We start from the raw sequence: 25,605 nt of genomic DNA, 5'->3' as shown, positions 1-25,605 counted from the left end.
AGACATGCTCAAACGCCTCTTGATCGCGAACCGCGGCGAAATCGCCCGCCGCATCGCCCGCACCTGCCGCCGCCTCGGCGTCGAGTACGTCGCCGTGTACTCCGACGCCGACCGGTCGGCGCCCCACCTGGAGGGTGCCGTCGAGTCCGTGCGCATCGGCCCGGAGGCCGCCGCCGACAGCTACCTGCACATCGAGTCGATCGTCGGTGCGGCGCTCCGGACGGGCTGCGACGCCGTCCACCCGGGCTACGGCTTCCTCTCCGAGAACCACCGGTTCGCCTCGGCGGTCGCCGACGCCGGTCTGGCCTTCGTCGGCCCGGACGCCGCGATGATCGCGGCCATGGGCGACAAGGCGACCGCCAGGGCCCTCATGGCCGAGGCGGGCGTCCCCGTCCTGCCCGGCTCCGAGGACGCCACCGAATCGGTCGACCGACTGGTCGCCGACGCCCGCCGCATCGGCTACCCGGTGATCCTCAAGCCCGTGGCCGGCGGTGGTGGCAAGGGCATGCGGGTCGTCGAGGCCGAGGCCGACATGGCCGACGCCGTGGCCGAGGCCGTGCGCCTGGGCCGGGGCAACTTCGGCGACGGGCGGCTCCTGGCCGAGCGCTACGTGCCCCGCCCCCGGCACATCGAGGTCCAGGTGTTCGGCGACACCCACGGCGCGCTGGTCCACCTCTTCGAGCGCGAGTGCTCGCTCCAGCGCCGCCACCAGAAGATCGTCGAGGAGGCGCCCGCCGTCGGCCTGCGCCCCGAGGTCCGCGCGGCGCTGCTCGACGCGGCCGTCCGGGGCGCCGAGGCCCTGGGGTACGTCAACGCCGGAACCTTCGAGTTCATCCTCGACACCGACGACCGGTTCTACTTCCTGGAGGTCAACACGCGCCTCCAGGTCGAGCATCCGGTCACCGAGGAGATCACCGGTGTCGACCTCGTGGAATGGCAGTTGCGCGTGGCGGCCGGGGAGCGCCTCCCGCTCGCCCAGCACGAGATCACCGCCACCGGTCACGCCGTCGAGTGCCGCGTCTACGCCGAGGACCCGGACGCCGGGTTCCGGCCGGCGCCCGGACGGGCGGACGTGGTCGAGTGGCCCGCCGACGTGCCCGACGTACGCGTGGAGGCCGCGTTCGACGCGTACGGGGACGTCCCGGCCTTCTACGACCCCATGATCGCCAAGCTGATCGCCCGGGGTCCGGACCGGGCGTCCGCCCTGCGCCGTCTGGCCGACGCGGCGCGCACCACCGCGGTCGTCGGTCTGACCACCAACCTCGGCTTCGTCGCGGACCTGCTCCGTGACCCCCGGGTCGTCGCGGGGCGCCTCGACACCCACCTCGTCGACGCCTTCGTCGCCGGGAATCCGCCCCGCGCCCTGTCCGCCGCGGCCGCCGCGTGCGCGGCTGCCATGGAGGTCCCGCCTCCCGGCGACCCGTCCGCCTCGCCCTGGGCCGGCACCGTCGGGCCCCTCGACCGCCGGTCCCTGGACCCCGACGCGCCCCTCGGCCGCCTCGTCCTGCGCGACGGCGGCCAGGAACTGGAGGCCCGTCTGACGGGAGCCCGCGGCGGCGCGGTGGAGGTCCTGGTCCACGACCGCGCGTTCCGCGTCACCGTCTCCCACCGCGACGGACTGTTCCGGGGCAGGGTGGCCGACCGCGGTTGGGTCGGCCACCGCACCGCCGACCGCTTCGAACTGGTCCTCGACGGCCACCGGACGGCCCTGACCACCAGGACCCACACCGAGACCGACGCCGACGCCGCCGACGACACCGTGCGCTCACCCATGCCGGGCACGGTGGTGGCCCTCTCCTGCGCGGTGGGCGACCGGGTCGAGAAGGGGGCCGTGCTCATGGTCGTCGAGGCCATGAAGATGGAGAACCGCGTCCTCGCCCCCTTTGCCGGAGTGATCGAGGACGTCCGGTGCACCCTGCACGGCACGGTCTCGGCCGACCAGATCCTCGCCGTCCTGACCTCGGACGCGGACCCGGCCCCCGGCTCCTGACGACCGGGGCGCGGCGCCCCGGTCGTGCCCTTCGGAACGGTGAGCGGTGGTCGTCGCCGAACTCGCGGCGCGGGTCCGATCCCCGTCCTCCGCTGTTGCGCGAAGCCCCAGGTCAGGGACCTGGGGCTTCGTCGTCGTCCGGGCGCTGCCCACCGAGTCGTACGGGCGCCGTCCGTTCTGCCCGCCCCCTCGTCACGGCGGTCGACCGGTCCCGGCGGTGTGGTCCCGGCGGCGGATGAAGAGGCGGTCGGCGGTCGGACGCGCGAGGAAGTCCTCCGATCCGTACGAGCCCTCGCCGCCCCGCGGCGGCGGTGCGTCAGGCCTGGGCGGTGGTGTCGTCCGTCTCGTCGGTGTTCTCGGTCGTGCCCACCTTCTCGCGCATCTTGCGCACCAGCTCCGCCTTGCGGTCGGCGGCGCCCTGGCGGTCGAGGTTGCGGTGCGGGCCGTTGTTCTGCCGTTCGGCGCGGGACAGCTTCTTGCGCTGGCCGCCGCCCTGGCCCACGGGGTTGTTGATGTTCTTGCTGTCGGTCACGGGGTCTCCCGGTCGTGAGTGAGGCGAAGTGGAGCGAAGCGGAGTGGTCCACGGATCCACCGGCGGGGGCGGGCGGCGACGCCGAAGGGCGTCGGCCGGGCCCCTCACACCCTCACGCGCGGACCGGTGCCTTGGAGAACACGACGAGGACGTTACCCGGTTCCGCCGGCCCCGGCCGAGGCCGATGACCGCCGGGACGCCTGCGCCGCCTCCCTCGGGCGTTCACCAGGGTGAACATCCGTACGCGGAAACACGCGTGCGGACAGTGCGACGGGCGGGGGCCGGGACGCAGAACGCCGATCTGGGCGTGTCGGAGGACAACCTCACCACGCTGGCGAACGACCTCGACGGGATGCAGCGCCACCTGGAGAAGCAGGTCCGCGCCATGGACGGGGTCGTCGACAGGATCGCCGCGGGCTGGCAGGGACCCACCGCCACCGCGTACCGCTCCCTGCACCGCGGCGTCGCCGAGGACGCGGTGCGCATCCGCCAGGTGCTGGTCCTCCTGGAGGCCGCCACGCGCGCCTCCCGCGACGGCTTCACCCAGCAGGAGCTCGACCTCCTGGCCCGGCTCCGGCAGACGCAGCGCGGCGAGGACGTGTCGGCCGCCGCCCGCGACCTCACCGTGCCCGACCCGGCGCCCGCACAGGACGAGGGCCGGCCGAAGAGCCGCCTCGACGCGATCTGAACCACGGGGGATCAGCAGCCTGCCGGACGACGACCGGATCACCGTCGACTTCACCGCTCTGCAGCGCCTTTCGGGCGACCTGGAGGAGATCCTCCGCACCCTGAACGAGAAGCCGGACGTGCTCTACGGGCGCGTCTCCAAGGCCGTCCTGGACTGGGACGGCGAGGCGCGCGAGACCTTCATCGACGAGCTGGACCGGTGGAGCCACGACGCCGACGACCTCAAGGCCGCGCAGGCCTGGCTCCACGAGGTCGTGACCAAGGGCCACCTCAACTACGCCGCGGCCAACAGATCGGTGCTCCAGGGCTGGGGCGCGGGCACCGAGGCCCGGAAGTTCGCCCAGGCGTACAAGAAGATCGGCGACCGCTGGCTGGAGGTCTGGGGCCGTTCCGTGCTCGGCGTCGGCGGCGTCGCCGTCGGCTTCACCGAGACGGCCAACGCCTACACGAAGGCGGACGCGGCCTCCCACCCCCAGGGCAAGCCGGCCGAGCAGCGGCCGTTGCCCGTGGTCGTCGACAGGGCCCCGGACTTCGGCTCGGTCCCCGACATCAAGTGGGGCGACGACGACGGCGGCGACGACTTCCTGCGCGGTCTGATGGAGGGCATCCCCGAGATCGTCCGGGACGTCCTCCAACCACTGTGCAAGAACGTGTTCCGGGTCGGGAGGGTGAAGCCCCTCGAACACGACCGCCGGTACGGCGAGCTGGACCAGGTGATGCGCGCGTACCTGGGACAGCCGGCCGACGACACCCCGGAGCGGCGCAGCCGCGCCCTCGACGCGTACCTCCGGCACACCTGGCACACCCGCCCCCCGGCCGTCGCGGAGGCGGAGCGCCAACTGCGCGAGTACGGCCGCAACCCCCCGGGCCGCGTCCGGCGGGAGCTGGGCGAGTTCTACTCGGTCCCGGACACCGGAAAGCCGCAGTCGGAGATCGGCGACTGGCTGGGGGTGCTGGCCGACCACCTGAAGAGGAGCGTCGAGGAGGGGGACGTCCCGGAGCCGTCGTCCCCGCGGACGCACTGGGAGTGGCACGCGCGCTTCCCCGAGACCGCGCAACTGCTCGGCGGCTGGTTCTCGCAGGACGTCGTCGACGAGTTCCCCGACCACGAGGCCGCCGTCGCCGACTACGCGGCCACGCCCCATCCGCAGCTCGTGGCCCGCCTCGTCGGGGAGCTCCACGAACTGCTCGCCCTTCCCCTGGACGAGGGGGACTACGCCCTGGCGGCGGCCGAGCTCGGCATGGAGGTCAACCCGCCCGCGCCGTTCTCCCACGGCGCCTGGTTCCGGTCGGTGGCGGCGACGCTGTCCGGCGCCTGAGCCGGTCGGGAGGGCCGAGCCGCTGGAGTACGGGGCCGCCACGACGGGCGTCCCGGACTCAGGCGTTCTCCAGGCCCCTACCCCCGTCGGACCACCGGAACGGGCCTTCCGGTTCGGCCGGCCGTACGCCCGGCCTTCTGCCCGGCGGTCCCGGCGGTCCCGGCGGCCTCGGCGGTCGTCGTGGCCCCCTCCTCCCCGGTCAGGTCCTTCTGGCGCTGCGCCTCGGTGCGGGCGCGGGCCCAGGCGGGGTGGCACATCGCGGACTCCTCCCTCCGGCCCGGCGGATCAGCGGAGTTCCTGGACGCGGATCAGGTTGCCCGCCGGATCGCGGAAGGCGCAGTCGCGGATGCCGTACGGCTGCTCCGTCGGCTCCTGGACGACCTCGGCGCCGGCGGCCCGGACCTTCTCGAAGACCGCGTCGAGGCCGGGGGTGGCGAGGAGGATCCAGCCGTACGTGCCCTTGGCCATCATCTCGGTGATGACGCGGCGCTCCTCCTCCGTGACGCCGGGGTCGGCGGCGGGCGGCGCGAGCAGGATCGACGTGCCGGGCTGCCCGGCCGGGCCGACCGTGATCCAGCGCATGTTCCCCTGCCCGACGTCGCTGCGGACCTCGAAGCCGAGGGCGTCGCGGTAGAAGGCCACGGCGGCGTCCGGGTCGTCGTGCGGGAGGGCGGTGGTGTGGATGGTGATGTCCATGCGCACCACGCTAACGACGCCCGCCCGGAAGCCGCTTCTCGAATCCTGACCGGTCTCCCGGCCCGGTCAGTGGTGGAAGCCCGCGCGCTCCGAGTCCGCCGGCTTGCCCCGCGTGAGGCGCTCCAGGGAGTGCCGCATGTCCCGGGCGAGCAGGTCGACCTCGTCCCGGCCCACCCCGTGCCGGACGAGCACCCGCTGGATCACGGTCTCCTGCCGGTCGGCGGGCAGCGGGTACGAGGGGACCTGCCAGCCGCGCATCCGGAGCTGGTCGGAGAGGTCGTACAGGCTGAAGCCCGCCCCCGCCGGGTCGGTGAGGGTGTACGAGACGGCCGGCAGCGCCCCCTGTCCGTCGTACAGCAGGGTGAACGGGCCCATCTCCGCCACCTGCCCGGCCAGGTACCGGGCCGTCTCCGCGCAGACCCCCTGGACGCGCCGGTAGCCGGCCCGCCCCAGGCGCAGGAAGTTGTAGTACTGGGCGACGATCTCGCCGCCGGGCCGGGAGAAGTTGAGGGCGAAGGTCGGCAGGTCGCCGCCGAGGTAGGTCACGTCGAACACCAGGTCCTTCGGCAGCAGGTCGGCGGTGCGCCAGACCGCCCAGCCCACGCCGAGGGGCGCGAGCCCGTACTTGTGCCCCGAGGCGTTGATGGACGAGACCCGTTCGAGGCGGAAGTCCCAGACGAGGTCCTGGTGGAGGAAGGGCGCGACGAAACCGCCGCTGGCGGCGTCCACGTGGATCGGGACGTCGAGCCCCGTCTCCTCCTGGATCCGGTCCAGCTCGGCGGCGATCTCCGCGACCGGCTCGTAGTCGCAGGTGAAGGTGACGCCGAGGATCGCGACGACGCCGATCGTGTTCTCGTCGACGTACGCGCGCAGTTGGTGCGGCCGCAGGCCGGTCGCGCCCTCCTCCAGGGGGACCTGGCGCAGCTCGACGTCGAAGTAGCGGGCGAACTTGTCCCAGCAGATCTGCACGGGCCCGGCGACGATGTTGGGCCGGTCGACGGGCTTGCCCTCGGCCCTGCGCCGCTCCCGCCACCGCCACTTCAGCGCCAGGCCGCCCAGCATGGCGGCCTCGCTGGAGCCGGTGGTGGAGCAGCCCATGGCCCCGCGGCCCGGGACCTCCGGGGCGTTCCACAGATCGGCCAGGATGTTCACGCACCGCGCCTCGATCTCGGCGGTCTGCGGGTACTCGTCCTTGTCGATCATGTTCTTGTCGAGGCACTCATTCATCAGGCGGCGGACCTCGTCGTCCGACCAGGTCGTGCAGAACGTCGCCAGGTTCTGCGCCGCGTTGCCGTCGAGCAGCAGCTCGTTGTGGAGCATCGCGTAGACGGCCTCGGGCAGGGAGGGCTCCTCGGGCATGCGGTACTTCGGCAGGACCCGCTCGCTGAGGGGGGAGGCGAACACGTCCGTCCTCGCGTCGGCCCTCGTCGGGGCCTTCATCTCGTGGAGCGCCACGGCGGCTTCCCCTTCGCTCGACAGCTCGACAGCTCGGCAGCACGACGGCATGACGGCTCGACGGCTCGACGGCGCGCCCCCGGCGGGCGGGCCCGTGCCTCCCATCAACCCACGGGGCCGGGGGCGGCGCCCGGCAGCGGGGGCGGCCGTTGGCCCGGGTGGGTGAGAAGGCGCCCCCGGGGCCCCTTCACGCGTCGCCTTGACGGCCCCACCCCCTCCGACCTGCGGTTCCGTACGACGGGCCGGATCGGTGGTTCACCCGTTGGACGGGTGGCGTCCTGGCGGCACCGCCCCCCGGCGGGCCCGCCGTACCCGCTCCGACCTGCGGGGACGGCGTCCCCGGGGCAATGCGACACGGCCGGTCGGACGGATACCGGCACCACGGGACAAGCAGTACGTTCCGGGAGAAGTGGATCACCGTCGGTGCTCCCCCCTGCCAGCCGAGGCCGAAAGGCGACCCGCATGAGCGACAGCACCGCATGGAAGGAAGCCGATTCCGGCGACGCCGCCGAGAACTACGACTCCTACGACGACCTCCCCGAGCGCCTCATCGGCTACCCGGCCGTCTTCCACGCCCTCGGCATCGGCTCCTCGGCCGTCCGCACGGTCCTGGACCACGGCTGCGGACCCGGCAAGGTCGCCGTCCGGGTCGTCGAGGCCTCCTCCGGCGCGCGCGTCGTGGCCGCCGACGTCTCGCCGCACATGCTGGCCGTCGCCCGCGAGCGGCACCCGCACCCGAGGATCGAGCACCGGCTGATCGAGGACGGCCGGCTCGCGTTCCTCGACGACGGCTCCGTGGACGCCGCCATGTCCTGCTTCGTCTACGTCACCACCGGGAGGGTCGAGGACCTGCACGACATCGCCGCCGAGGTCCACCGCGTCCTGCGCCCCGGCGGCCGGTACGCCGTGCTCGACGCCAACCCGCGCAGCACCGGCGTCCGCTTCTCCACCTTCCGCACCGGCGACCCCGGCCGCGTCTACACCAAGGGCGAGCCGAGGCCGACCCGCCTCGACCTCCCGGACGGCGGACGGCTCGACCTGACCGACCACCACTGGCCGTGCCAGACCTACCTCGACGTCCTGGGCAAGGCCGGCTTCACCGACCTGGACGTCCACGAGCCCGTGCTCCCCCGGCACTCGGCCCTCCTGGGGAACCGCCCGGCGGAGGCCGGCCACCCGCCGTTCCTCGTGGTCTCCGGGGTGAAGGAGTGACGGGCCGGACGAAGAAATCTGTCGCCGCGAAGTGAGAATTCAGCAGTACGCGCCGTGAGGATTTCTCACCGGACCACGCGGAAAGAATTACTCACACCGCAGCCCGCCATCCACCGTGCTACTGTCGAAAGCAGTTGCAGTTGTGGTTCCCGAAGCATGAGCATCAACGGTCATGAGAAGTGCCGGTCTTTTCCGGCTGGGGCGATCATCGCGGCGACACGGAATCCGCACGGTGTGGATTTCCGAGCACTGCCCCGAAGGAGAAAAGACATGGCTTCCGGTACCGTCAAGTGGTTCAACGCGGAAAAGGGCTTCGGCTTCATCGAGCAGGACGGTGGCGGCCCCGACGTGTTCGCCCACTACTCGAACATCGCCTCCCAGGGCTTCCGTGAGCTCCAGGAGGGCCAGAAGGTGAACTTCGACATCGCGCAGGGCCAGAAGGGCCCGACCGCGGAGAACATCGTCTCCGCCTGACGCTGTCACCGCCGCGCGGCGCTTCTCACGGAGCGCCGCGCGCGGCACGAGCTGGGGCCCGCACCTTGGGGTGCGGGCCCCAGCTCTTTGCATAGAAGGCCCCCCCATTTCGGTCCGGCTTGTCTCGCAATTGTCCGTGCCGCATTTCTGCCGCGGAAATTCCTTGATACGCGCCGCATCGAGGAAGGTTCGCCATGAACCGCACACGCACGCACGCGCATTCCGCCCGTTCCGCCCGCTCGCAGTCCTCCGATCGATCGCAGCCCTCCGGCCGTTCTCAGGCCTCCGGCCGCTCCCGTCCCCGGGGCGGGGGCCGGGCGCCCTCGGGGCCGCCGGCCGAGTTCACACTCCCCCGGACGGTCACCCCCGCGCTGCCGGCCGTCGAGACGTTCGCCGCGCTCGACCTGCCCGCCCCGCTGCTCGCCGCCCTCACCGCCGAGGGCGTGACCGTGCCGTTCCCGATCCAGGGCGCGACCCTGCCGAACACCCTCGCGGGCCGCGACGCCCTGGGACGCGGCCGGACCGGCTCCGGCAAGACCCTGGCCTTCGGCCTGGCGCTGCTCGCCCGGACCGCCGGGAAGCGCGCCGAGTCCCGGCGGCCCCTCGCCCTGGTCCTCGTGCCCACCCGCGAGCTGGCCCAGCAGGTGGCCGACGCCCTCACCCCGTACGCCCGCTCGCTCCGGCTCCGGACGGCCACCGTCGTCGGCGGGGTGTCGATCGGCCGTCAGACGCACGCGCTCCGCTCCGGCGCCGAGGTCGTCGTCGCGACCCCCGGCCGCCTCAAGGACCTCATCGACCGCGGCGACTGCCTGCTCGACCACGTGGCGACCACCGTCCTCGACGAGGCCGACCAGATGGCCGACATGGGCTTCATGCCGCAGGTCACCGCGCTCCTCGACCAGGTGCGACCGGAGGGGCAGCGGATGCTGTTCTCCGCCACCCTGGACCGCAACGTCGACCTGCTCGTACGCCGCTACCTGAACGACCCCGTCGTCCACTCGGTCGACCCGTCCGCCGGCGCGGTCACGACGATGGAGCACCACGTGCTGCACGTCCACGGCTCCGACAAGCGGGCCGCCACGACGGAGATCGCCGCCCGCGACGGGCGCGTGATCATGTTCCTCGACACCAAGCACGACGTCGACCGGCTGACCCACGACCTGCTCCTCAGCGGCGTACGGGCCGCCGCGCTGCACGGCGGGAAGTCGCAGGCGCAGCGCACCCGCACCCTGGCGCGGTTCAAGACCGGACACGTCTCCGTGCTCGTCGCCACGAACGTCGCCGCCCGCGGCATCCACGTCGACCACCTCGACCTCGTCGTCAACGTCGACCCGCCGGCCGACCACAAGGACTACCTGCACCGCGGCGGGCGCACCGCCCGTGCGGGCGAGTCCGGCAGCGTCGTCACCCTGGTCACCCCGGGCCAGCGCCGCGGCATGGTCCGCCTCATGGCGGACGCGGGCATCCGGCCCCGCGTCACCGAGGTCCGCTCCGGCGGGGACGAGCTGCGCCGCATCACCGGCGCGCGGACCCCGTCCGGCGTCCCCGTCGTCATCACGGCCCCCGCGGCCGAACGGCGCCGCGACGGCGCCCCCGCCCGCTCCCGCCGGAGCCGCCGGCCCCGCGGGGCCGACCGCCGCCCCGCCGCCGCGTAGCGCCTCCGCGCACGACCGCCGGGAAACGCCCCGGGACCCAGCGCGTCCGGGCACCCGGCGCGCCCGGACCGGTCGCGCTCCCCCGTAGGGCGTCCCCCGTACGGCACCGCCCCAGGGCGTCCCCGTACGGCGTCCCCCCGTCACTTCCCCGCAGGAGGCACCTCGTGACACCGCTCCGCACGCAGCTCCGCAGGACCTCGCCCGACGAGGCCGCGACGCGGGCCTCCGACCACATGACCGTCGAGGTGGCCCTGTCCGTCATGGCCGCCGACCGGACCGGGCGCCTGCTCGTCTGCGACGGCGACGACCGGCCCACCGGCCTGGTCACCCGGGCCCAGCTCGCCGCCGCCCGCGCCGCCTCCTCGTACACCGACCGGCTCAGGCTCCGGGACGTGGTCGGCGCCGCCGCGCCCGCCCGCTGAGCCGCTCCCCCTCACGCCCGTACTCCCCTGCCACCCCTGAGAGGCATCATGCGCTGTGTCATCGCCCGTTTCCCCTTCGACCTGACGAAGAGCGGCGTGCTGGACTCGATGAAGGGCGTCAAGCCCGAGCCGGGCACCGGCGAGTTCGTCACCGTCGGCCGCCGCCAGTACCCCGCGAAGCAGGTCGGCGAGGTCCTCACCCGTCAGGACCGGCGCGACTTCAGCGCCCAGGAGGTCGTACGGGCCATGACCCGCCTCGGCTTCACCTGCGGCACGTTCCCCGCCGCGACCGTCGAGACCGCCGCGAGCACCGCGACCACCGCGATCGTCTGACCGTCCGGAGAACGACGACGGGGCCCGACCGGTGTACGTACCGGTCGGGCCCCGTCGTCGTTCCGCCGCCGGCGGCTCAGTGGTCGGAGTACCTGAAGTCGCCCACCGTCCAAGCGCTGACGTCGGCGAGCGCGACGCGGTACATCCCGCCGGTCTCGGGGATGCCCACCGTGCCCTGGAGGATCCGGGCCAGGTGGAAGTGGAGGTGCGTCGGCGGGTCGTCCTTCCGGTCGGAGGGCGTGAAGACCCCGGAGAACTCGCCGAGCCGGGCGGAGTCCGTCAGGACCTCCGACACCCGCTCTCTCCAGAGGGCCTCGGGGGCCAGGCGCCCGGTGATGACCACGCCCCCCGCGACCACGGTCAGGGACATCTGATTGCTCTGCCCGGACTCCACCGTGGCGGCAATGTCAATCAGCAGTTCGTCAGGCTTCGACATGAGAGCCGATTCTAGGCGGCGCGCCCACCGGTGGTTGAATTTCCCCCGGGGCCCGGGTGCCGTGCGGCACCCGGGCCCCGAAGCGGCCCCCAGAAGAGGTGCAGATGACAGCGGACAATCCGCTCGGCGACCGACTCGACGACGACGACTACCCGGCCTACACCATGGGACGGGCGGCCGAGATGCTCGGCACGACCCCGGGCTTCCTCCGCGCCCTCGGCGAGGCCCGCCTGATCACCCCGCTCCGCTCCGAGGGCGGCCACCGCCGCTACTCCCGCTACCAACTGCGGATCGCGGCCCGCGCCCGGGAACTGGTCGACCAGGGCACTCCGGTCGAGGCGGCCTGCCGCATCGTCATCCTGGAGGACCAGTTGGAGGAGGCCCAGCGCATCAACGCGGAGTACCGGCGGGCGGCGGAGGAGTCGACCGGGCGGGCGGAACCCCCGGCGGGGCGCCACGAGCACGGCTGACCGGCCCGTTCCCTCCCGGCCGCCGGACCCCCCGGGGCCTCCCGTCCGCGGCGGACGTGCGCGATCATGCCCCCATGAAGCTGCGCTGCGCCGTACTCGACGACTACCAGGGCGTCGCCCTCTCCTCCGCCGACTGGAGCCCGCTCGCCGACCGCGTCGAGGTGCGCGTCCTGCGCGAGCACCTCGGCGACCGGGACGCGCTGGCCGCCGCCGTCGGGGACTGCGAGGTCCTCGTCGTCATGCGGGAGCGGACGCCGGTCGACGCGGCGCTCCTCGACCGGCTGCCCCGGCTGCGGCTCCTGATCACCTCCGGCATGCGCAACGCCTCGGTCGACGTCGCCGCCGCCCGCGCCCGGGGCGTCACCGTCTGCGGCACGGAGAGCAGCCCCACCCCGCCGACCGAGCTGACCTGGGCACTGCTCCTCGGCCTGGCCCGGCACGTGCCGGCCGAGGCGCGGGCGGTGCGGGAGGGCGGGCCCTGGCAGTCCACCGTCGGCGCCGACCTGGCCGGCCGGACCCTGGGGCTCGTCGGCCTCGGCAAGATCGGCGCCCGGGTGGCCCGGATCGGCCTCGCCTTCGGGATGGACGTCGCCGCCTGGAGCCCGAACCTCACGGAGGAGCGGGCGGCCGCGCACGGGGTGCGGTGCGCGAAGGACCTGCGGGGACTGCTGGCGGAGGGCGACTTCGTCTCCCTGCACCTGGTGCTCTCCGACCGCACCCGGGGTCTGGTCGGGGAGCCCGAGCTGCGGGCGATGCGCCCGTCCGCGTACCTCGTCAACACCTCACGGGCCGGACTGGTCGACGGCGGGGCGCTGCTGCGGGCGCTGCGCGAGGGGTGGATCGCGGGGGCGGGCCTCGACGTCTACGACACGGAGCCGCTGCCCGCCGACGACCCGCTGCGGACCCTGCCGAACGTCCTGGCCCTCCCCCACCTCGGGTACGTGACGGAGGGGAACTACGGGCGGTACTTCGGGCAGGCGGTCGAGGACGTCGAGGCGTTCCTGGCGGGGGCGCCGGTGCGCGAGATCGTCTGAGCCGCGAGGCGCGCCGGTGCGTGAACTCGCCCGAGCCGCAAGGGGAGCCGGTCCGCGAGCTCGTCCGGGCCCGAGGCGCGAGGAGGGGTTCCCCTACCCCATGCTCGTCCGCGCCAGGTCCAGGAACTCCGCCTCCGAGAGGCCCAGTTCGCGGGCCTCCGCCGCCGCCTCGCGCAGCCGGGAGACCAGCCGGGCGCGGTCGGGGGCGGTGGCGCCGGGGACGACGATGGCGCCCCGGCCCCGGCGGAGTTCGATCAGGCCCTCCTCGCGGAGCCGCTGGTAGCCGCGGAGGACGGTGTGGACGTTGACGCCCAGGGAGTCGGCGAGCTCCCGGGCGGCCGGGAGGCGTTCGCCGGGGGCGGCCGAGCCGTCGGCGAGCGCCCCCCGGACGCAGGCGGCGATCTGGTCACCGAGGGGGACGGCCGAGGCCGGGTCGACGCGGAAGAGCACGGTCAGAGCCTCCCACGCCGTTCGACGAGGGTGTTGAGGAGGGCGGCCGCGGTGTGCGCGTCGGACACGGTGACCGCGAACTCGCGCCCGCTGTCGCGCCGTACGACGAGGGCTTCGCCGGAGCGCAGGACGACGCCCGTCCGGCGGGCCCGGACCCGGTAGCCCCAGCCGCCGAAATCGGCGAGGGGGTCGACGTCGCGGACGGTGGCGCCGGTGACCTCGTCGAGCGGGACGCGGACGCGGGGCCGGGGCACGAGGGCGGGCCGGACGGTGAGGCCGCGCCGGTCGACGGTGACCCGGACGCGGGCGAGGGCGAGCCCCGGCACCCCGACGACCAGGCCGAGCAGGGCGGGCCAGGCGGCGGGCCAGGGGGCCAGGAGCAGGGCGACGGGGACGGCGGCGAGGGCGAGCACCGCGAGGACGGTGAGGGTCCGGGAGCCGGCGGCGCGGGACCAGCCGGCGACCTCGCTCGGGCCGAGCGGGAGCCGGGGGCCGTCCGTGGCGCCGGGGCCGGGGGTCCGCTCCTCCTCGGGGACGGTCCGGGCCAGGGCCAGGCCCGCGAGGGCGAGGACGGCGGCGGTACCGGCCGCGACGGCGAGGTCGGCCAGGGGGGAGACGACCCGGGCCGCGTCGGCGGCGTCCAGGTTGTCCCGCAGGATCAGGACGAGCAGCGCCCCGGTGAAGCCGGCCGTGGCCCACGCGCCCCACAGGGCGGTGCGGCGGACGAAGAGGTTCCAGCCGACGGCGGCGCCGAGGAGCAGGGCCGCGCTGACGAACGCGTAGGCGGTGCGGCCGGTGAAGCCGTCGGCGCGGCCGCCGCCCTCGGTTCCGAAGTGGGTGGCGAGGGGATCGGGGAGCCGGTCGTACCAGAGGGCGAACACCAGCAGGTACGCGGCGAGCACGAGGACGAAGGGGAGCGCGGCGAGCACGCGGAGACGGGGTGTGGCACGGTTCATGGAAACCTCCCTTGTTCGCACTCTACTAGAACAATGAGTTCACGGGCAGCCCATTGACCGTGCGGCGAAATCGACGAGACGGAACGTCTTGCGAAGGGTCCGGCCATGCCGTACGGTCGTCACAACGAAGCGAGACGAGACGTCTCGTCCAGCTTCGGGCGTGTCACCCGCGTCACCCACGCCGTCCACGTCGCCCCCGTCGTCCACGTACAGGAGAACGCCCTTGTTCCGTGCCCAACTCACCGACGTCACCCGGCACCACGTCCTGCCGGACGCCCGGTTCCGCACCGTGCTCGACCGGGTCTCCCTCACCGTCCGCCCCGGCGAGCGGCTCGGGGTCGTCGGGGACAACGGGTCCGGCAAGTCCACCCTGCTGCGGCTCCTCGCCGGCCTGGAGGCCCCCGACGACGGCAGCGTGGACGTCGAGGCGTCCGGCGGCCTCGGGCACCTCGCCCAGACCCTGGACCTCCCCCCGGACGCCACCGTCGGGGACGCCGTCGACCACGTTCTCGCCGAGGTGCGGGACCTCGAGCGGGCCGTTCGGGCCGCCGAGGCGGACCTCGCCGCGACCGGCGACCTCGACGGGTACGCCCGGCTGCTCGCCGCGTACGAGGCCCGGGGCGGCGCCGGGGCCGACCGGCGGGTGGAGACGACGCTGCACAGGCTCGGGGAGCGGCGGCCGCTCGACCGCGCCCGGCCCCTCGGGACGCTCTCCGGGGGACAGCGCTCCCGGCTCGCCCTCGCCGCCGTGCTCGCCGCCGAACCCGAGCTGCTGCTGCTCGACGAGCCCACCAACGACCTCGACGACGAGGCCGTGGCCTGGCTGGAGGAGCGGCTGCGCGCCCACCGGGGCACGGTCGTCGCCGTCTCCCACGACCGCGTCTTCCTCGACCGGGTCGCCACCGCCGTCCTGGAGGTCGACGAGGACCGCCACACCCTGCGCCGCCACGGCAACGGCTACGGCGGCTACCTGGCCGGACGGGCGGCCGAACGGGCGCGCAGGGTGCGGGAGTACGAGGAGTGGAAGGACGAACTCGCCCGGTACACGGCCCTCGCGGACACCCACGTCGACCGGCTCTCGGCGATCCCCCGCAAGGCCCCGGCCGCGTTCAGCGGGGCCGGCGCCTTCCGGGCCCGGTCGCGGGCGCACGGCGCCATGAGCCGCGTCCGGGCCGCCCGCGAGCGGCTCGCCCGGCTCACCGCCCACCCCGTGCCCGCGCCCCCGGAGCCGCTCCGGTTCCGCGCGGACCTCGCGGGCGGGGGCGCGCCCGTGGACCTCGTGGACGTCCGGGTGGAGGGGCGGCTCCGGCTGGACGCCCTCCACCTCGACGCGGGCGAACGGCTCCTGGTCACCGGTCCGAACGGCGCCGGGAAGTCCACCCTCCTGAAGGTCCTCGCGGGCGAACTCGCCCCGGACGGCGGCTTCGTGGGCGCGCCCGCCCGGGTCGGGCTGCTCCGCCAGGAGACGGCCCCGCCCACCGACCCCCGCACGGTGGCCGAGGCCTTCGGGGCGGACCGCGCGGACGAGCTCGTCGCCCTCGGCCTCTTCGCCGCCCGCGACCTGACGACCCCCGTCCGGCACCTGTCCGTCGGCCGGCGCCGCAAGCTGGAGCTGGCCCGGCTCGTGACCTCGCCCGCCGACCTGCTCCTCCTCGACGAGCCCACCAACCACCTGGCCCCGGGCCTGGTGGAGGAGATCGAGGCAGCCCTCGCCGCCTACCGGGGCACGCTGGTCGTCGTCAGCCACGACCGGCGACTGCGGGCGGGCTTCCGGGGCCGCGTGCTCGCACTGGCCCCGGAAGCCGCCCTGACGTCCTAGTCGTCGGAGGAGTCCGCGTCCCCTTCCAGGTCGCCCTCCGTCTCCAGGAACACCTGCCGCAGCGCGGCGAGCGTCTCCGGGTCCGGCTTCTCCCACATGCCCCGGGACTCGGCTTCGAGGAGGCGCTCCGCGATGCCGTGCAGGGCCCAGGGGTTGGCCTCCTTCAGGAACGCCTGGTTCTCCGGGTCGAGGACGTACTCCTGCGTCAGCTTGTCGTACATCCAGTCCGCGACCACGCCCGTCGTGGCGTCGTACCCGAAGAGGTAGTCGACGGTCGCCGCCAGCTCGAACGCGCCCTTGTAGCCGTGGCGGCGCATCGCCTCGATCCAGCGCGGGTTGACCACGCGGGCCCGGAAGACCCGGGAGGTCTCCTCGACGAGCGTGCGGGTGCGGACGGTCTCGGGGCGGGTCGAGTCGCCGATGTACGCCTCGGGGGCCGTGCCCTTGAGCGCGCGGACGGTCGCCACCATGCCGCCGTGGTACTGGAAGTAGTCGTCCGAGTCCGCGATGTCGTGCTCGCGCGTGTCCGTGTTCTTCGCGGCCACCGCGATCCGCTTGTACGCGGTCTCCATCTCGGCCCGCGCCGGGCGTCCTTCGAGCCCGCGCCCGTAAGCGTAACCGCCCCACACCGTGTAGACCTCGGCCAGGTCGGCGTCCGTGCGCCAGTCGCGCGAGTCGATGAGCTGGAGGATGCCCGCGCCGTACGTGCCCGGCCGCGAGCCGAAGATGCGGGTCGTGGCGCGCCGCTCGTCGCCGTGCTCGGCGAGGTCGGCCTGGGCGTGGGCCCGTACGTGGTTGTCCGACGCGGACTCGTCCTCCAGACCGGCCACGAGCCGTACGGCGTCGTCCAGGAGGCCGATGACGTGCGGGAACGCGTCGCGGAAGAAGCCCGAGATGCGCAGGGTGACGTCGATGCGCGGACGGCCGAGCTCGGCGAGCGGGATCGGCTCCAGGCCGTTCACGCGGCGCGAGGCCTCGTCCCACAGCGGGCGGACGCCGAGCAGGGCCAGCGCCTCGGCCACGTCGTCGCCGGCGGTGCGCATCGCGCTCGTGCCCCACAGGGAGAGGCCCACGGAGGTCGGCCAGTCGCCGTTGTCGGTGCGGTAGCGCTCCAGGAGCGAGTCCGCGAGCGCCTGGCCGGTCTCCCAGGCGAGCCGGGAGGGGACGGCCTTCGGGTCGACGGAGTAGAAGTTGCGGCCGGTCGGCAGGACGTTGACCAGACCGCGGAGGGGCGAGCCGGACGGACCGGCCGGGACGAAGCCGCCGTCGAGCGCGTGCACGGCGTGCGCCAGCTCGTCGGTGGTGGCGGCCAGGCGCGGCACGACCTGCTCGGCGGCGAACCGCAGCACGGCCCGGACCTCGGGGCTCTGGTCGGCGGGAACGGCCCCGACCGCCCAGTCGGCGGCCTCCATCGCCTCGACCAGCTCGCGCGCCTTCGCCTCCGCCTCGTCGGCGGTGGTGCGGGTCGCGGCCGACTCGTCCAGGCCGAGCGCCTCGCGCAGACCGGGCAGGGCCTGGGTGCCGCCCCAGATCTGGCGGGCGCGCAGGATGGAGAGGACCAGGTTGACCCGGGCCTCGCCGGTCGGGGCGCCGCCGAGGACGTGCAGGCCGTCGCGGATCTGGGCGTCCTTGACCTCGCACAGCCAGCCGTCGACGTGCAGCAGGAAGTCGTCGAACCCGTCGTCCTCCGGGCGCTCTTCGAGCCCCAGGTCGTGGTCGAGCTTCGCGGCCTGGATCAGGGTCCAGATCTGGGCGCGGATCGCGGGCAGCTTCGCCGGGTCCATGGAGGAGATCTGCGCGTACTCGTCGAGGAGCTGCTCCAGGCGCGCGATGTCGCCGTACGAGTCGGCGCGGGCCATCGGCGGCACCAGGTGGTCGACCAGGGTGGCGTGCACGCGCCGCTTGGCCTGGGTGCCCTCGCCCGGGTCGTTGACCAGGAACGGGTAGACCAGCGGGATGTCGCCGAGGGCCGCGTCCGGGCCGCAGGCGGCGGACAGGCCGGCGTTCTTGCCGGGCAGCCACTCCAGGTTGCCGTGCTTGCCCAGGTGCACCATGGCGTCGGCGCCGAAGCCGCCGTCCTCGGCGCGGGCCGCGATCCAGCGGTAGGCCGCCAGGTAGTGGTGGGACGGCGGGAGGTCCGGGTCGTGGTAGATCGCGATCGGGTTCTCGCCGAAGCCGCGCGGCGGCTGGATGAGGACGAGGAGGTTCCCGCGCCGCAGGGCGGCGAGCACGATGTCGCCCTCCGGGTTCCGCGACCGGTCCAGGAACATCTCGCCGGGCGCCGGGCCCCAGTGCTCCTCGACCCGCGTGCGCAGCTCCTCGGGGAGGGTGGCGTACCAGCGCTTGTAGTCGGCGGCCGGGATGCGGACCGGGTTCCTGGCCAACTGCTCCTCGGTCAGCCAGTCCTGGTCGTGGCCGCCGGCCTCGATGAGGGCGTAGATCAGCTCGTCGCCGTCGCCCGAGACCAGGCCGGGGAGGTCCTCGGCGGGGCCGAAGTCGTACCCCTCCTCGATCAGGCGGCGCAGGAGGGAGACGGCGGAGGCGGGGGTGTCGAGACCGACGGCGTTGCCGATGCGGGAGTGCTTGGTGGGGTACGCGGAGAGGACCAGCGCCAGCTTCTTCTCGGCGTTCGGGATGTGCCGGAGGCGGGCGTGCCGCACGGCGATCCCGGCGACGCGGGCCGCGCGCTCGGCGTCCGCCACGTACGCGGGCAGGCCGTCCTCGTCGATCTCCTTGAAGGAGAACGGGACGGTGATCAGGCGCCCGTCGAACTCGGGGACGGCGACCTGGCCGGCGGCGTCCAGCGGGGAGAGGCCCTCGTCGTTCTCCTCCCAGGCCGCGCGGGAGCCGGTCAGGCACAGGGCCTGGAGGATCGGCACGTCGAGCGCGGCGAGCGCGCCCGCGTCCCAGGCCTCCTCGTCGCCGCCGGCCTGCGCCTCGGCCGGCTTGGTGCCGCCCGCCGCGAGGACGGTGGTGACGACGGCGTCGGCGGTGCGGAGGACGTCGATCAGCTCCGGCTCGGGGGCGCGCAGGGAGGTGACGTACAGCGGGAGGGCCCGCGCGCCGGCGTCCTCGACCGCGTCGCACAGGGCGCCGACGAAGGCGGTGTTGCCGCTCATGTGGTGGGCGCGGTAGTAGAGCACGGCGATCGTCGGGCCGTCCCCGTCCCGGGCGGTCCGCTCCAGCGGGCCCCACGTCGGGGCGGCGGCCGGGGCCTCGAAGCCGTGGCCGGTGAGCAGGACGGTGTCGGAGAGGAAGCGGGCCGACTGCTCCAGGTTGGCGGGGCCGCCGTGCGCCAGGTAGGCGTGCGCCTCGGTGGCGACGCCGACGGGCACGGTGGACGCCTCCATGAGCTGCGCGTCGGGCGCCTGCTCGCCGCTGAGCACGACCACCGGCTTTCCGGCGGCGCGGATCGCGTCGAGCCCGTCCTGCCAGGAGCGGAGCCCGCCGAGGAGCCGGACGACGACGAGTTCGACGCCGTCGAGGAGCGCGGGGAGGTCGGCGAGCGGGAGCCGGGAGGGGTTGGCGAACCGGTACGCGACCGGGCCGCCGGCCGCGCGGGCGCTGAGCAGGTCGGTGTCGGAGTGCGACAGCAGCAGGAGCATGGCGAGGCAGGCCCTTCCTCGGGGTTGTCCGCGCCCCGGGTGGTCGTGTGTACGGCGGGAGTTCCTGACTCACCGGCCCGGGGGTGCCGGGCCGGCTCACAGTGGCGGGACCGCGCCGGAATCTCACCGGGCTTCCTCCCCGGGGTCCTGGGACCCCATGCCGTCTCGCATCCTAGATCGTGCGCTCCGGGGGCTGGAGGGAGCGGGAGGGTCGGACGGATCACACCGGGCCCCGGGGCGGGCGGCGGGACGGCGCCTCCGCACCGGGGACCCGGGCGACCGGTCGGCACGCCCCTGTCGGAGGGCCGGGAAACCTGCTGCCGCGTCCCCGCCGGAGGGCCGGGCGACCGGCGGGCACGTCCCCGCCGGAGGCCCGGCCGACCGACCGGCACGTCCCTGCCGAGAGCCCGACCGACCAGCGCATCCCCGCCGGAAACCCGGCCGACCGGCTGACACATCCCCACCAGAGGCCCGGCCGACCGACACATCCCCGCCGGAAGCCCGGCCGACCGACCGATACGTCCCCGCCGGAGACCCAGGCGACCGGCCGGCACGTCCCCGCCGGACAGCCGGTCGCCGCGCCCCCGCCGGAGAACCGGCCGGCCCGCCGCCGCACCCCCGCCGGGAGTCCGGACAGCCGGCTCGCGCACCCCCGCCCCGGTGCTCCGAGTCAGGCCGGTCACACCCCGCCGACCGCCGGTTTTCCCGTGGGTATGCTCGCCGCCATGCCGCCCACCCCGGCCCCGACGCCCGCCCCCGGCGCACCCCGTGTGCGGGAGCGCGGTGACGCCTGCCCCGGGGCGCTGCGGCTGCACTCCGCCGACGACGGGCACCTTGCCCGACTGCGGCTGCCCGCAGGGAGATTGACGCCCCGTCAGGTCGAGGTCCTGGCGCACGCGGCGGAGGCCCTCGGCGACGGGCGGATCAGCGTCACCTCGCGCGGGAACGCCGAGCTGCGCGGCCTGGCCGGCGACTGCGGGGCGGAGCTGGCGGCGCTCCTGGCCGAGGCGGGCCTGCTGCCCTCCCCCACCCACGAGCGCGTCCGCAACATCGTCGCCTCCCCGGCCTCGGGCCTCGACGGACTCGGCGCGGCCGACGTGCAGTTGTGGGCCCGCGAGCTGGACGAACGGCTCTGCGCCGCGCCCTGGGCCGCCGCGCTCTCGGGCCGTTTCCTCTTCGTCCTGGACGACGGCCGCGGCGACGTCACCGGCCTCGGCGGGGATGTGACCTTGGTCGCAGTGGCCCCCGGCGCCGCGCTCCTGCGCCTCGGCGACCGGACCGTGCGCGTGGCCGCCGCCGACGCCCCGCGCGCCGCCCTCGCCGCCGCCCGCGCCTTCCTGACCGCCGCCCGCGCGGCCGGTACGGGCGCCTGGCGCGTCCGGGAGCTGCCGGAGGGCCACGAGGCGGACGTACGGGGAGCGCTCGCGGCGGCCGGGATCGCGGCGGAGCCCGTACCGGCGCACGGGGCACGCCCGGCGGAGTCCGTACCGCCCCGCGAAGCACACGCGGCGGGCCCCGTACCGTCCCGCACGGCACTCCCGGCGGAGCCCGTACGGGAACCCGGATCCGCCCAGGGGGCTCCCCCCGGCCCCCTCGGCCCCGCCGCGTTCCACGTCCTCGCCCCCCTCGGCCGTCTCACCGCCGCCCAAGCGCGGGCCCTGCTGCCCGCCGACGAGGTGCGGTTCACGCCCTGGCGCGGGGTCGTCGTCGCCGGGGCGGACCCCGGGCGGCTGCCCGCCCTGGAGGCGTGCGGCCTGATCACCCGGCCCGACTCCCCCTGGACCGGCGTCAGCGCCTGCACCGGGCGGCCCGGCTGCGCCAAGTCCCTCGCGGACGTCCGGGCGGACGCGGTCCCCGGCCGCCCCGGCCTGCCCGTCCACTACTCCGGGTGCGAGCGCCGCTGCGGCCACCCGCACGGCGACTGGGTCGACGTCCTCGCCGCCCCCGGCGGCGGCTACCTCGTCGACGGCGTCCCCGTCCCCCGTACCGATCTGATCCCCGCGGTCACCACGGCCCGCACCGCGCCCCGCACAACGAGATGAGCGAGAACAGGATGTTCGACTACGAGAAGGACGGCACGGAGATCTACCGCCGCTCCTTTGCCACGATCCGCGCCGAGGCGGACCTCACGGGCCTGCCCGCCGACGTCGCCCAGGTGGCGGTCCGGATGATCCACGCCTGCGGCATGACGGACCTCGTCCAGGACATCGCGTACTCGCCGGGCGTCGTCGCGAGCGCCCGCGCCGCGCTCCGGGCGGGCGCGCCGGTCCTCTGCGACGCGCAGATGGTCGCCAGCGGCGTCACCCGCAAGCGGCTGCCCGCCGACAACGAGGTGGTCTGCACGCTCTCCGACCCGGCCGTCCCGGCCCTCGCCGCCGAGCTGGGCACCACCCGCTCCGCCGCCGCCATGGAGCTGTGGCGCGACCGCCTCGAAGGCTCCGTCGTGGCCGTCGGCAACGCGCCCACCGCCCTCTTCCACCTCCTGGAGATGGTCGCGAAGGGCGCGGGCAGGCCCGCCGCCGTCCTCGGCATACCGGTCGGCTTCATCGGCGCCGCCGAGTCCAAGGACGCCCTCGCGGCCAACACCCTCGGCCTCGAACACCTCGTCGTCCGGGGCCGGCGCGGCGGCAGCGCCATGACGGCCGCCGCGATCAACGCCCTCGCGCACGAAGCGGAGATCCAGCAGTGACCGGGAACCCGGCCGGAAGCACCGTCGGCAAGCTGTACGGCGTGGGGCTCGGGCCCGGCGACCCGGACCTCCTGACCCTCGCCGCCGTGAAGGCCATCGCGTCCGCCGACGTGGTCGCCTACCACTCGGCCCGCCACGGGCGCTCCATCGCCCGCTCGATCGCGGCCCCGCACCTGCGCGAGGACCACGTCGAGGAGCGCCTGGTGTACCCGCTCACGGTGGAGACCACGGACCACCCCGGCGGCTACCGGGGCGCCCTGAACGACTTCTACGAGGAGGCGGCGGCCCGGCTCGCCGCCCACCTGGACGCGGGCCGCACGGTCGCGGTCCTCGCCGAGGGCGACCCGCTCTTCTACGGCTCGTACCAGCACATGCACAAGCGGCTCGCGCACCGCTACGACACGACCGTCATCCCCGGCGTGACCTCGGTGAGCGCCGCCGCCGCCCGGCTCGGGGAGCCGCTGTGCGAGGCGGAGGAGGTCCTGACGATCGTCCCGGGCACGCTGCCGGAGGACGAGCTGACGGCCCGGCTCGCGGGCACGGACTCGGCGGTCGTGATGAAGCTGGGCCGCACCTTCCCCACCGTGCGGCGGGCCCTGGAGCGGGCGGGCCGCCTGGAGGACGCGCGGTACGTGGAGCGGGCGTTCATGGCGGGCGAGCGGACGGAGCGCCTGGCGGACGTGGACCCGGAGTCCGTCCCGTACTTCTCGGTGGCCGTGCTGCCCTCCCGCGTCGACGAGGAGCCCCCCGTACGGGAGCGGGGCGAGGTCGTCGTGGTCGGTACGGGCCCGGCGGGCGCGCCCTGGCTGACGCCGGAGTCGCGCGGGGCCCTGCTGAACGCGGACGACCTGGTCGGCTACACCACCTACCTGGACCGGGTGCCGGTGCTGCGCCCCGGGCAGCGGCGGCACGGCTCCGACAACAAGGTGGAGTCGGAGCGCGCCGAGTTCGCCCTCGACCTGGCCCGGCGCGGGCACCGGGTCGCGGTCGTCTCGGGCGGCGACCCGGGCGTCTTCGCCATGGCGACGGCGGTCCTGGAGGTGGCGTCGGAACCGGAGTACGCGGACGTTCCCGTACGGGTCCTGCCGGGGGTGACCGCCGCCAACGCGGCCGCGGCGGCGGCCGGCGCCCCGCTCGGCCACGACTACGCGACGATCTCGCTCTCCGACCGCCTCAAGCCCTGGGACGTCATCGCGGACCGGCTGCGCGCGGCGGCCGGCGCGGACCTGGTCATCGCCCTCTACAACCCGGGCTCCAGGTCCCGCACCCACCAGGTGGCGGCCGCCCGCGACCTCCTCCTGGAGCTCCGCTCCCCCGACACCCCGGTGGTCGTCGCCCGCGACGTCGGCGGCCCCGGGCAGTCGGTCCGGGTCCTGACCCTGAAGGCCCTGGACCCGTCCGAGGTCGACATGCGCACCCTCCTCCTGATCGGCTCCTCGCAGACCCGGACGGTGGAACGGGGCGACGGCCGCACGATCGCGTGGACGCCGCGCCGGTACGGCTGAGTCAGCCGTCGAGGACCAGGGCGGCGGCCTCCTCGGGAGTCGTCGCCGTCCGTACGCCCTCCGGGACCGGCGGGCGGCGGACGACGACGACCGGGATCCCGGCCTCGCGGGCGGCGGTCAGTTTCGGGGCGGTGGCCGCGCCGCCGCTGTCCTTGGTGACCAGGACGTCGATCCGGTGGCGGCGCAGCAGCTCGCGCTCGCCGTCGAGGGTGAAGGGGCCCCGGTCGAGGAGGATCTCGGCGCGGGCCGGCACCGCCCTCTCCGGGGCGTCGACCGAGCGGACCAGGAACCACTCCGGGCGGTCGGCGAAGGCGGCGAGGCCCATGCGGCCGGTGGTGAGGAAGACGCGGTCGCCGAGAGCGTCCAGCGCGGCGGCGGCCTCCGCCAGGGAGCCGACGTCGCGCCAGTCGTCGCCCTCCTCGGGCCCCCAGCCGGGACGGCGCAGCGCGAGCAGGGGAACATGGGCGGTGGCGGCCGCCCGGGCCGCGTGGAAGCTGATCCGCTCGGCGAAGGGATGGGTGGCGTCGATGACCGCGTCCACCGCGTGCTCCCCCAGCCACGCCGCGAGCCCGTCCGCCCCGCCGAAGCCGCCGATCCGGACCTCGCCCTCGGGCAGCCGGGGCCGGGCGACCCGGCCCGCGAGCGAGCTGGTGACCCGGACGCGGGGGTGGAGCAGTCCCGCGAGGGCGCGGGCCTCGGTGGTCCCGCCGAGAATGAGTACGTGCACAGGAGCCCCTTCGTGAGTTCAGGCGGCGGGCGCGAGGCCCAACTCAAGCACACCGGTCTGCGCCCGGGCTGGACGACCGGTGCCTGTGCGACGGCGGCGACGACGGCCGCGTACACGGCCCTGCTGACCGGGGACTTCCCGGACCCGGTGACGATCACGCTGCCGAAGGGGCAGACGCCGTCGTTCGCGCTCACGGCCGAGAAGCACGCCGGGGGCGCGGCGATGGCGGCGGTGGTGAAGGACGCGGGCGACGACCCGGACGTCACGCACGGGGCCGTGATCCGCTCGACGGTACGGCTCCTGCCGCCGGGCTCCGGGGTGGTCTTCCGGGCGGGCGAGGGCGTCGGCACGGTCACCCTCCCCGGGCTTCCCCTCGACGTGGGCGAGCCGGCGATCAACCCCGTGCCCCGGCAACTGATGCGCGAGCACGTGGCGCGGGTCGCCGCCGCGCACGGCGGCTCGGGCGACGTCGAGATCACGATCTCCGTGGACGGCGGCGCCGAGATCGCCCGTTCCACCTGGAACCCCCGGATCGGCATCCTCGGCGGCCTGTCGATCCTCGGCACGACCGGCGTCGTCGTCCCGTACTCCTGCTCGGCCTGGATCGACTCGATCCGCCGGGGCGTGGACGTGGCCCGCGCGGGCGGCCTCACGCACGTCGCCGGCTGCACCGGCTCGACCTCCGAGCGGACGGTGACGGGCCTGTACGACCTGCCGGAGATCGCCCTGCTCGACATGGGCGACTTCGCGGGCGCGGTCCTCAAGTACATTCGCCGCCACCCGGTGGACCGCCTGACGGTCTGCGGCGGCTTCGCGAAGCTCTCCAAGCTCGCCGCCGGCCACCTGGACCTGCACTCGGCCCGCTCCCAGGTCGACAAGGGCTTCCTGGCGGACCTGGCCCGCACGGGCGGCGCGTCCGAGACCCTGGCGGCGGAGATCGCCGCCGCGAACACGGGCCTGGCCGCCCTCCGCCTCTGCGAGGCCGCCGGCGTCCCCCTCGGCGACCTCGTCGCCGCCCGCGCCCGCGACGAGTCCCTGACGGTCCTGCGCGGCGCCCCGGTCGCGGTGGACGTGATCTGCGTCGACCGGGCGGGAGCGGTGGTGGGGCGGTCGTCGGTGCGGGGGCCGGGGGCGTAGGG

Annotated in this window: 24 protein-coding genes and 1 riboswitch; of the genes, 15 read left to right on the top strand and 9 right to left on the bottom strand. The window is 75.0% G+C overall.

All coding sequences use genetic code 11. The annotated features are described in order from the left end of the window. The first annotated feature begins 4 nt into the window (after window positions 1-4). The gene (locus ACFYNX_RS20495) at window positions 5-1,990 is read left to right on the top strand and encodes an acetyl/propionyl/methylcrotonyl-CoA carboxylase subunit alpha (RefSeq protein ID WP_388663045.1); all 1,986 of its coding nucleotides are present in this window, start codon (window positions 5-7) and stop codon (window positions 1,988-1,990) included. A 316-nt stretch (window positions 1,991-2,306) separates the two neighbouring features. Here the strand turns inward: ACFYNX_RS20495 and ACFYNX_RS20490 are convergent, their stop codons facing one another. Further along, entirely contained in the window at window positions 2,307-2,522 is a 216-nt protein-coding gene (locus tag ACFYNX_RS20490; protein ID WP_365539617.1) for a DUF6243 family protein, read from the bottom strand. Window positions 2,523-2,778: 256 nt separating this feature from the next. Here ACFYNX_RS20490 and ACFYNX_RS20485 point away from each other — a divergent pair, with 256 nt between their 5' ends. Next, window positions 2,779-3,210, top strand: a complete 432-nt coding sequence (locus ACFYNX_RS20485; protein WP_388663043.1) for a WXG100 family type VII secretion target — start codon at window positions 2,779-2,781, stop codon at window positions 3,208-3,210. A gap of 715 nt (window positions 3,211-3,925) precedes the next feature. Then, entirely contained in the window at window positions 3,926-4,528 is a 603-nt protein-coding gene (locus ACFYNX_RS20480; protein WP_388663419.1) for a contact-dependent growth inhibition system immunity protein, read from the top strand. Window positions 4,529-4,605: 77 nt separating this feature from the next. Here ACFYNX_RS20480 and ACFYNX_RS20475 read toward each other — a convergent pair whose 3' ends face one another. From ACFYNX_RS20475 to ACFYNX_RS20465, 3 genes are all read right to left on the bottom strand, one after another. Continuing rightward, window positions 4,606-4,785: a hypothetical protein gene (locus ACFYNX_RS20475; protein ID WP_388663041.1), complete on the bottom strand. Its 180-nt coding sequence runs from the start codon at window positions 4,783-4,785 to the stop codon at window positions 4,606-4,608. A 28-nt stretch (window positions 4,786-4,813) separates the two neighbouring features. Next, a complete protein-coding gene (locus tag ACFYNX_RS20470) occupies window positions 4,814-5,224 on the bottom strand; it encodes a VOC family protein (RefSeq protein WP_388663039.1) in 411 nt (136 codons plus the stop codon). Between the two features lie 66 nt (window positions 5,225-5,290). Continuing rightward, entirely contained in the window at window positions 5,291-6,679 is a 1,389-nt protein-coding gene (locus ACFYNX_RS20465; protein ID WP_388663037.1) for a glutamate decarboxylase, read from the bottom strand. Between the two features lie 462 nt (window positions 6,680-7,141). On the opposite strand from ACFYNX_RS20465, the gene ACFYNX_RS20460 reads away from it, so the two are divergent. The 5 genes from ACFYNX_RS20460 (at window position 7,142) to ACFYNX_RS20440 (ending at window position 10,775) form a co-directional block, all read left to right on the top strand. Continuing rightward, the gene (locus tag ACFYNX_RS20460) at window positions 7,142-7,891 is read left to right on the top strand and encodes a class I SAM-dependent methyltransferase (protein WP_388663035.1); all 750 of its coding nucleotides are present in this window, start codon (window positions 7,142-7,144) and stop codon (window positions 7,889-7,891) included. Between the two features lie 270 nt (window positions 7,892-8,161). Beyond that, a complete protein-coding gene (locus ACFYNX_RS20455) occupies window positions 8,162-8,365 on the top strand; it encodes a cold-shock protein (RefSeq protein ID WP_030206327.1) in 204 nt (67 codons plus the stop codon). 194 nt (window positions 8,366-8,559) lie between these two features. Continuing rightward, entirely contained in the window at window positions 8,560-10,020 is a 1,461-nt protein-coding gene (locus tag ACFYNX_RS20450) for a DEAD/DEAH box helicase (RefSeq protein WP_388663033.1), read from the top strand. Between the two features lie 164 nt (window positions 10,021-10,184). Further along, a complete protein-coding gene (locus ACFYNX_RS20445; protein WP_388663031.1) occupies window positions 10,185-10,442 on the top strand; it encodes a CBS domain-containing protein in 258 nt (85 codons plus the stop codon). A gap of 48 nt (window positions 10,443-10,490) precedes the next feature. Continuing rightward, window positions 10,491-10,775 carry an SCO5918 family protein gene (locus tag ACFYNX_RS20440; RefSeq protein ID WP_388663029.1) on the top strand — a complete coding sequence of 95 codons (285 nt, stop codon included), beginning with the start codon at window positions 10,491-10,493 and terminating at the stop codon, window positions 10,773-10,775. Window positions 10,776-10,851: 76 nt separating this feature from the next. Here ACFYNX_RS20440 and ACFYNX_RS20435 read toward each other — a convergent pair whose 3' ends face one another. Continuing rightward, window positions 10,852-11,211, bottom strand: coding sequence for a hypothetical protein (locus tag ACFYNX_RS20435; RefSeq protein WP_365539638.1), 360 nt, complete (start codon window positions 11,209-11,211; stop codon window positions 10,852-10,854). Between the two features lie 104 nt (window positions 11,212-11,315). Between ACFYNX_RS20435 and ACFYNX_RS20430 the strand changes: the two genes are divergently transcribed. Next, entirely contained in the window at window positions 11,316-11,681 is a 366-nt protein-coding gene (locus ACFYNX_RS20430; protein ID WP_388663026.1) for a MerR family transcriptional regulator, read from the top strand. A gap of 74 nt (window positions 11,682-11,755) precedes the next feature. After that, the gene (locus tag ACFYNX_RS20425; protein WP_365539642.1) at window positions 11,756-12,715 is read left to right on the top strand and encodes a D-2-hydroxyacid dehydrogenase family protein; all 960 of its coding nucleotides are present in this window, start codon (window positions 11,756-11,758) and stop codon (window positions 12,713-12,715) included. Between the two features lie 93 nt (window positions 12,716-12,808). Here ACFYNX_RS20425 and ACFYNX_RS20420 read toward each other — a convergent pair whose 3' ends face one another. After that, window positions 12,809-13,165, bottom strand: coding sequence for a GntR family transcriptional regulator (locus tag ACFYNX_RS20420; RefSeq protein WP_125667408.1), 357 nt, complete (start codon window positions 13,163-13,165; stop codon window positions 12,809-12,811). A gap of 2 nt (window positions 13,166-13,167) precedes the next feature. After that, window positions 13,168-14,121: a DUF1648 domain-containing protein gene (locus ACFYNX_RS20415; RefSeq protein WP_388663024.1), complete on the bottom strand. Its 954-nt coding sequence runs from the start codon at window positions 14,119-14,121 to the stop codon at window positions 13,168-13,170. Between the two features lie 265 nt (window positions 14,122-14,386). Here ACFYNX_RS20415 and ACFYNX_RS20410 point away from each other — a divergent pair, with 265 nt between their 5' ends. Beyond that, window positions 14,387-15,940 (top strand): ABC-F family ATP-binding cassette domain-containing protein, encoded by a 1,554-nt coding sequence (locus ACFYNX_RS20410; protein ID WP_388663417.1) that lies wholly within the window; start codon window positions 14,387-14,389, stop codon window positions 15,938-15,940. Here ACFYNX_RS20410 and cobN read toward each other — a convergent pair. Continuing rightward, window positions 15,937-19,545, bottom strand: a complete 3,609-nt coding sequence (gene cobN, locus ACFYNX_RS20405; protein ID WP_388663022.1) for a cobaltochelatase subunit CobN — start codon at window positions 19,543-19,545, stop codon at window positions 15,937-15,939. The genes ACFYNX_RS20410 and cobN overlap by 4 nt on opposite strands. Window positions 19,546-19,603: 58 nt before the next feature. Further along, window positions 19,604-19,683: riboswitch (cobalamin riboswitch) on the bottom strand. Window positions 19,684-20,258: 575 nt separating this feature from the next. On the opposite strand from cobN, the gene ACFYNX_RS20400 reads away from it, so the two are divergent. From ACFYNX_RS20400 to ACFYNX_RS20390, 3 genes are read left to right on the top strand one after another with little or no spacing between them, the layout of a single operon-like run. After that, window positions 20,259-21,587, top strand: coding sequence for a cobalamin biosynthesis protein CobG (locus tag ACFYNX_RS20400; protein WP_388663415.1), 1,329 nt, complete (start codon window positions 20,259-20,261; stop codon window positions 21,585-21,587). Beyond that, window positions 21,584-22,234, top strand: a complete 651-nt coding sequence (locus ACFYNX_RS20395) for a precorrin-8X methylmutase (protein WP_125663439.1) — start codon at window positions 21,584-21,586, stop codon at window positions 22,232-22,234. The genes ACFYNX_RS20400 and ACFYNX_RS20395 overlap by 4 nt, the downstream gene beginning before the upstream one ends. Beyond that, entirely contained in the window at window positions 22,231-23,739 is a 1,509-nt protein-coding gene (locus tag ACFYNX_RS20390) for a precorrin-2 C(20)-methyltransferase (RefSeq protein ID WP_388663020.1), read from the top strand. The genes ACFYNX_RS20395 and ACFYNX_RS20390 overlap by 4 nt, the downstream gene beginning before the upstream one ends. Before the next feature lies 1 nt (window position 23,740). Here the strand turns inward: ACFYNX_RS20390 and ACFYNX_RS20385 are convergent, their stop codons facing one another. Next, window positions 23,741-24,466: a cobalt-precorrin-6A reductase gene (locus ACFYNX_RS20385; protein WP_388663018.1), complete on the bottom strand. Its 726-nt coding sequence runs from the start codon at window positions 24,464-24,466 to the stop codon at window positions 23,741-23,743. 12 nt (window positions 24,467-24,478) lie between these two features. Here ACFYNX_RS20385 and ACFYNX_RS20380 point away from each other — a divergent pair, with 12 nt between their 5' ends. After that, window positions 24,479-25,603: a cobalt-precorrin-5B (C(1))-methyltransferase gene (locus ACFYNX_RS20380; protein ID WP_388663016.1), complete on the top strand. Its 1,125-nt coding sequence runs from the start codon at window positions 24,479-24,481 to the stop codon at window positions 25,601-25,603. Window positions 25,604-25,605: the final 2 nt, after the last annotated feature.

The sequence above is a fragment of the Streptomyces sp. NPDC007872 genome (genome assembly GCF_042868165.1).
Classification (GTDB): Bacteria; Actinomycetota; Actinomycetes; order Streptomycetales; family Streptomycetaceae; genus Streptomyces.
This window is presented reverse-complemented; position numbering and strand designations above follow the sequence as displayed.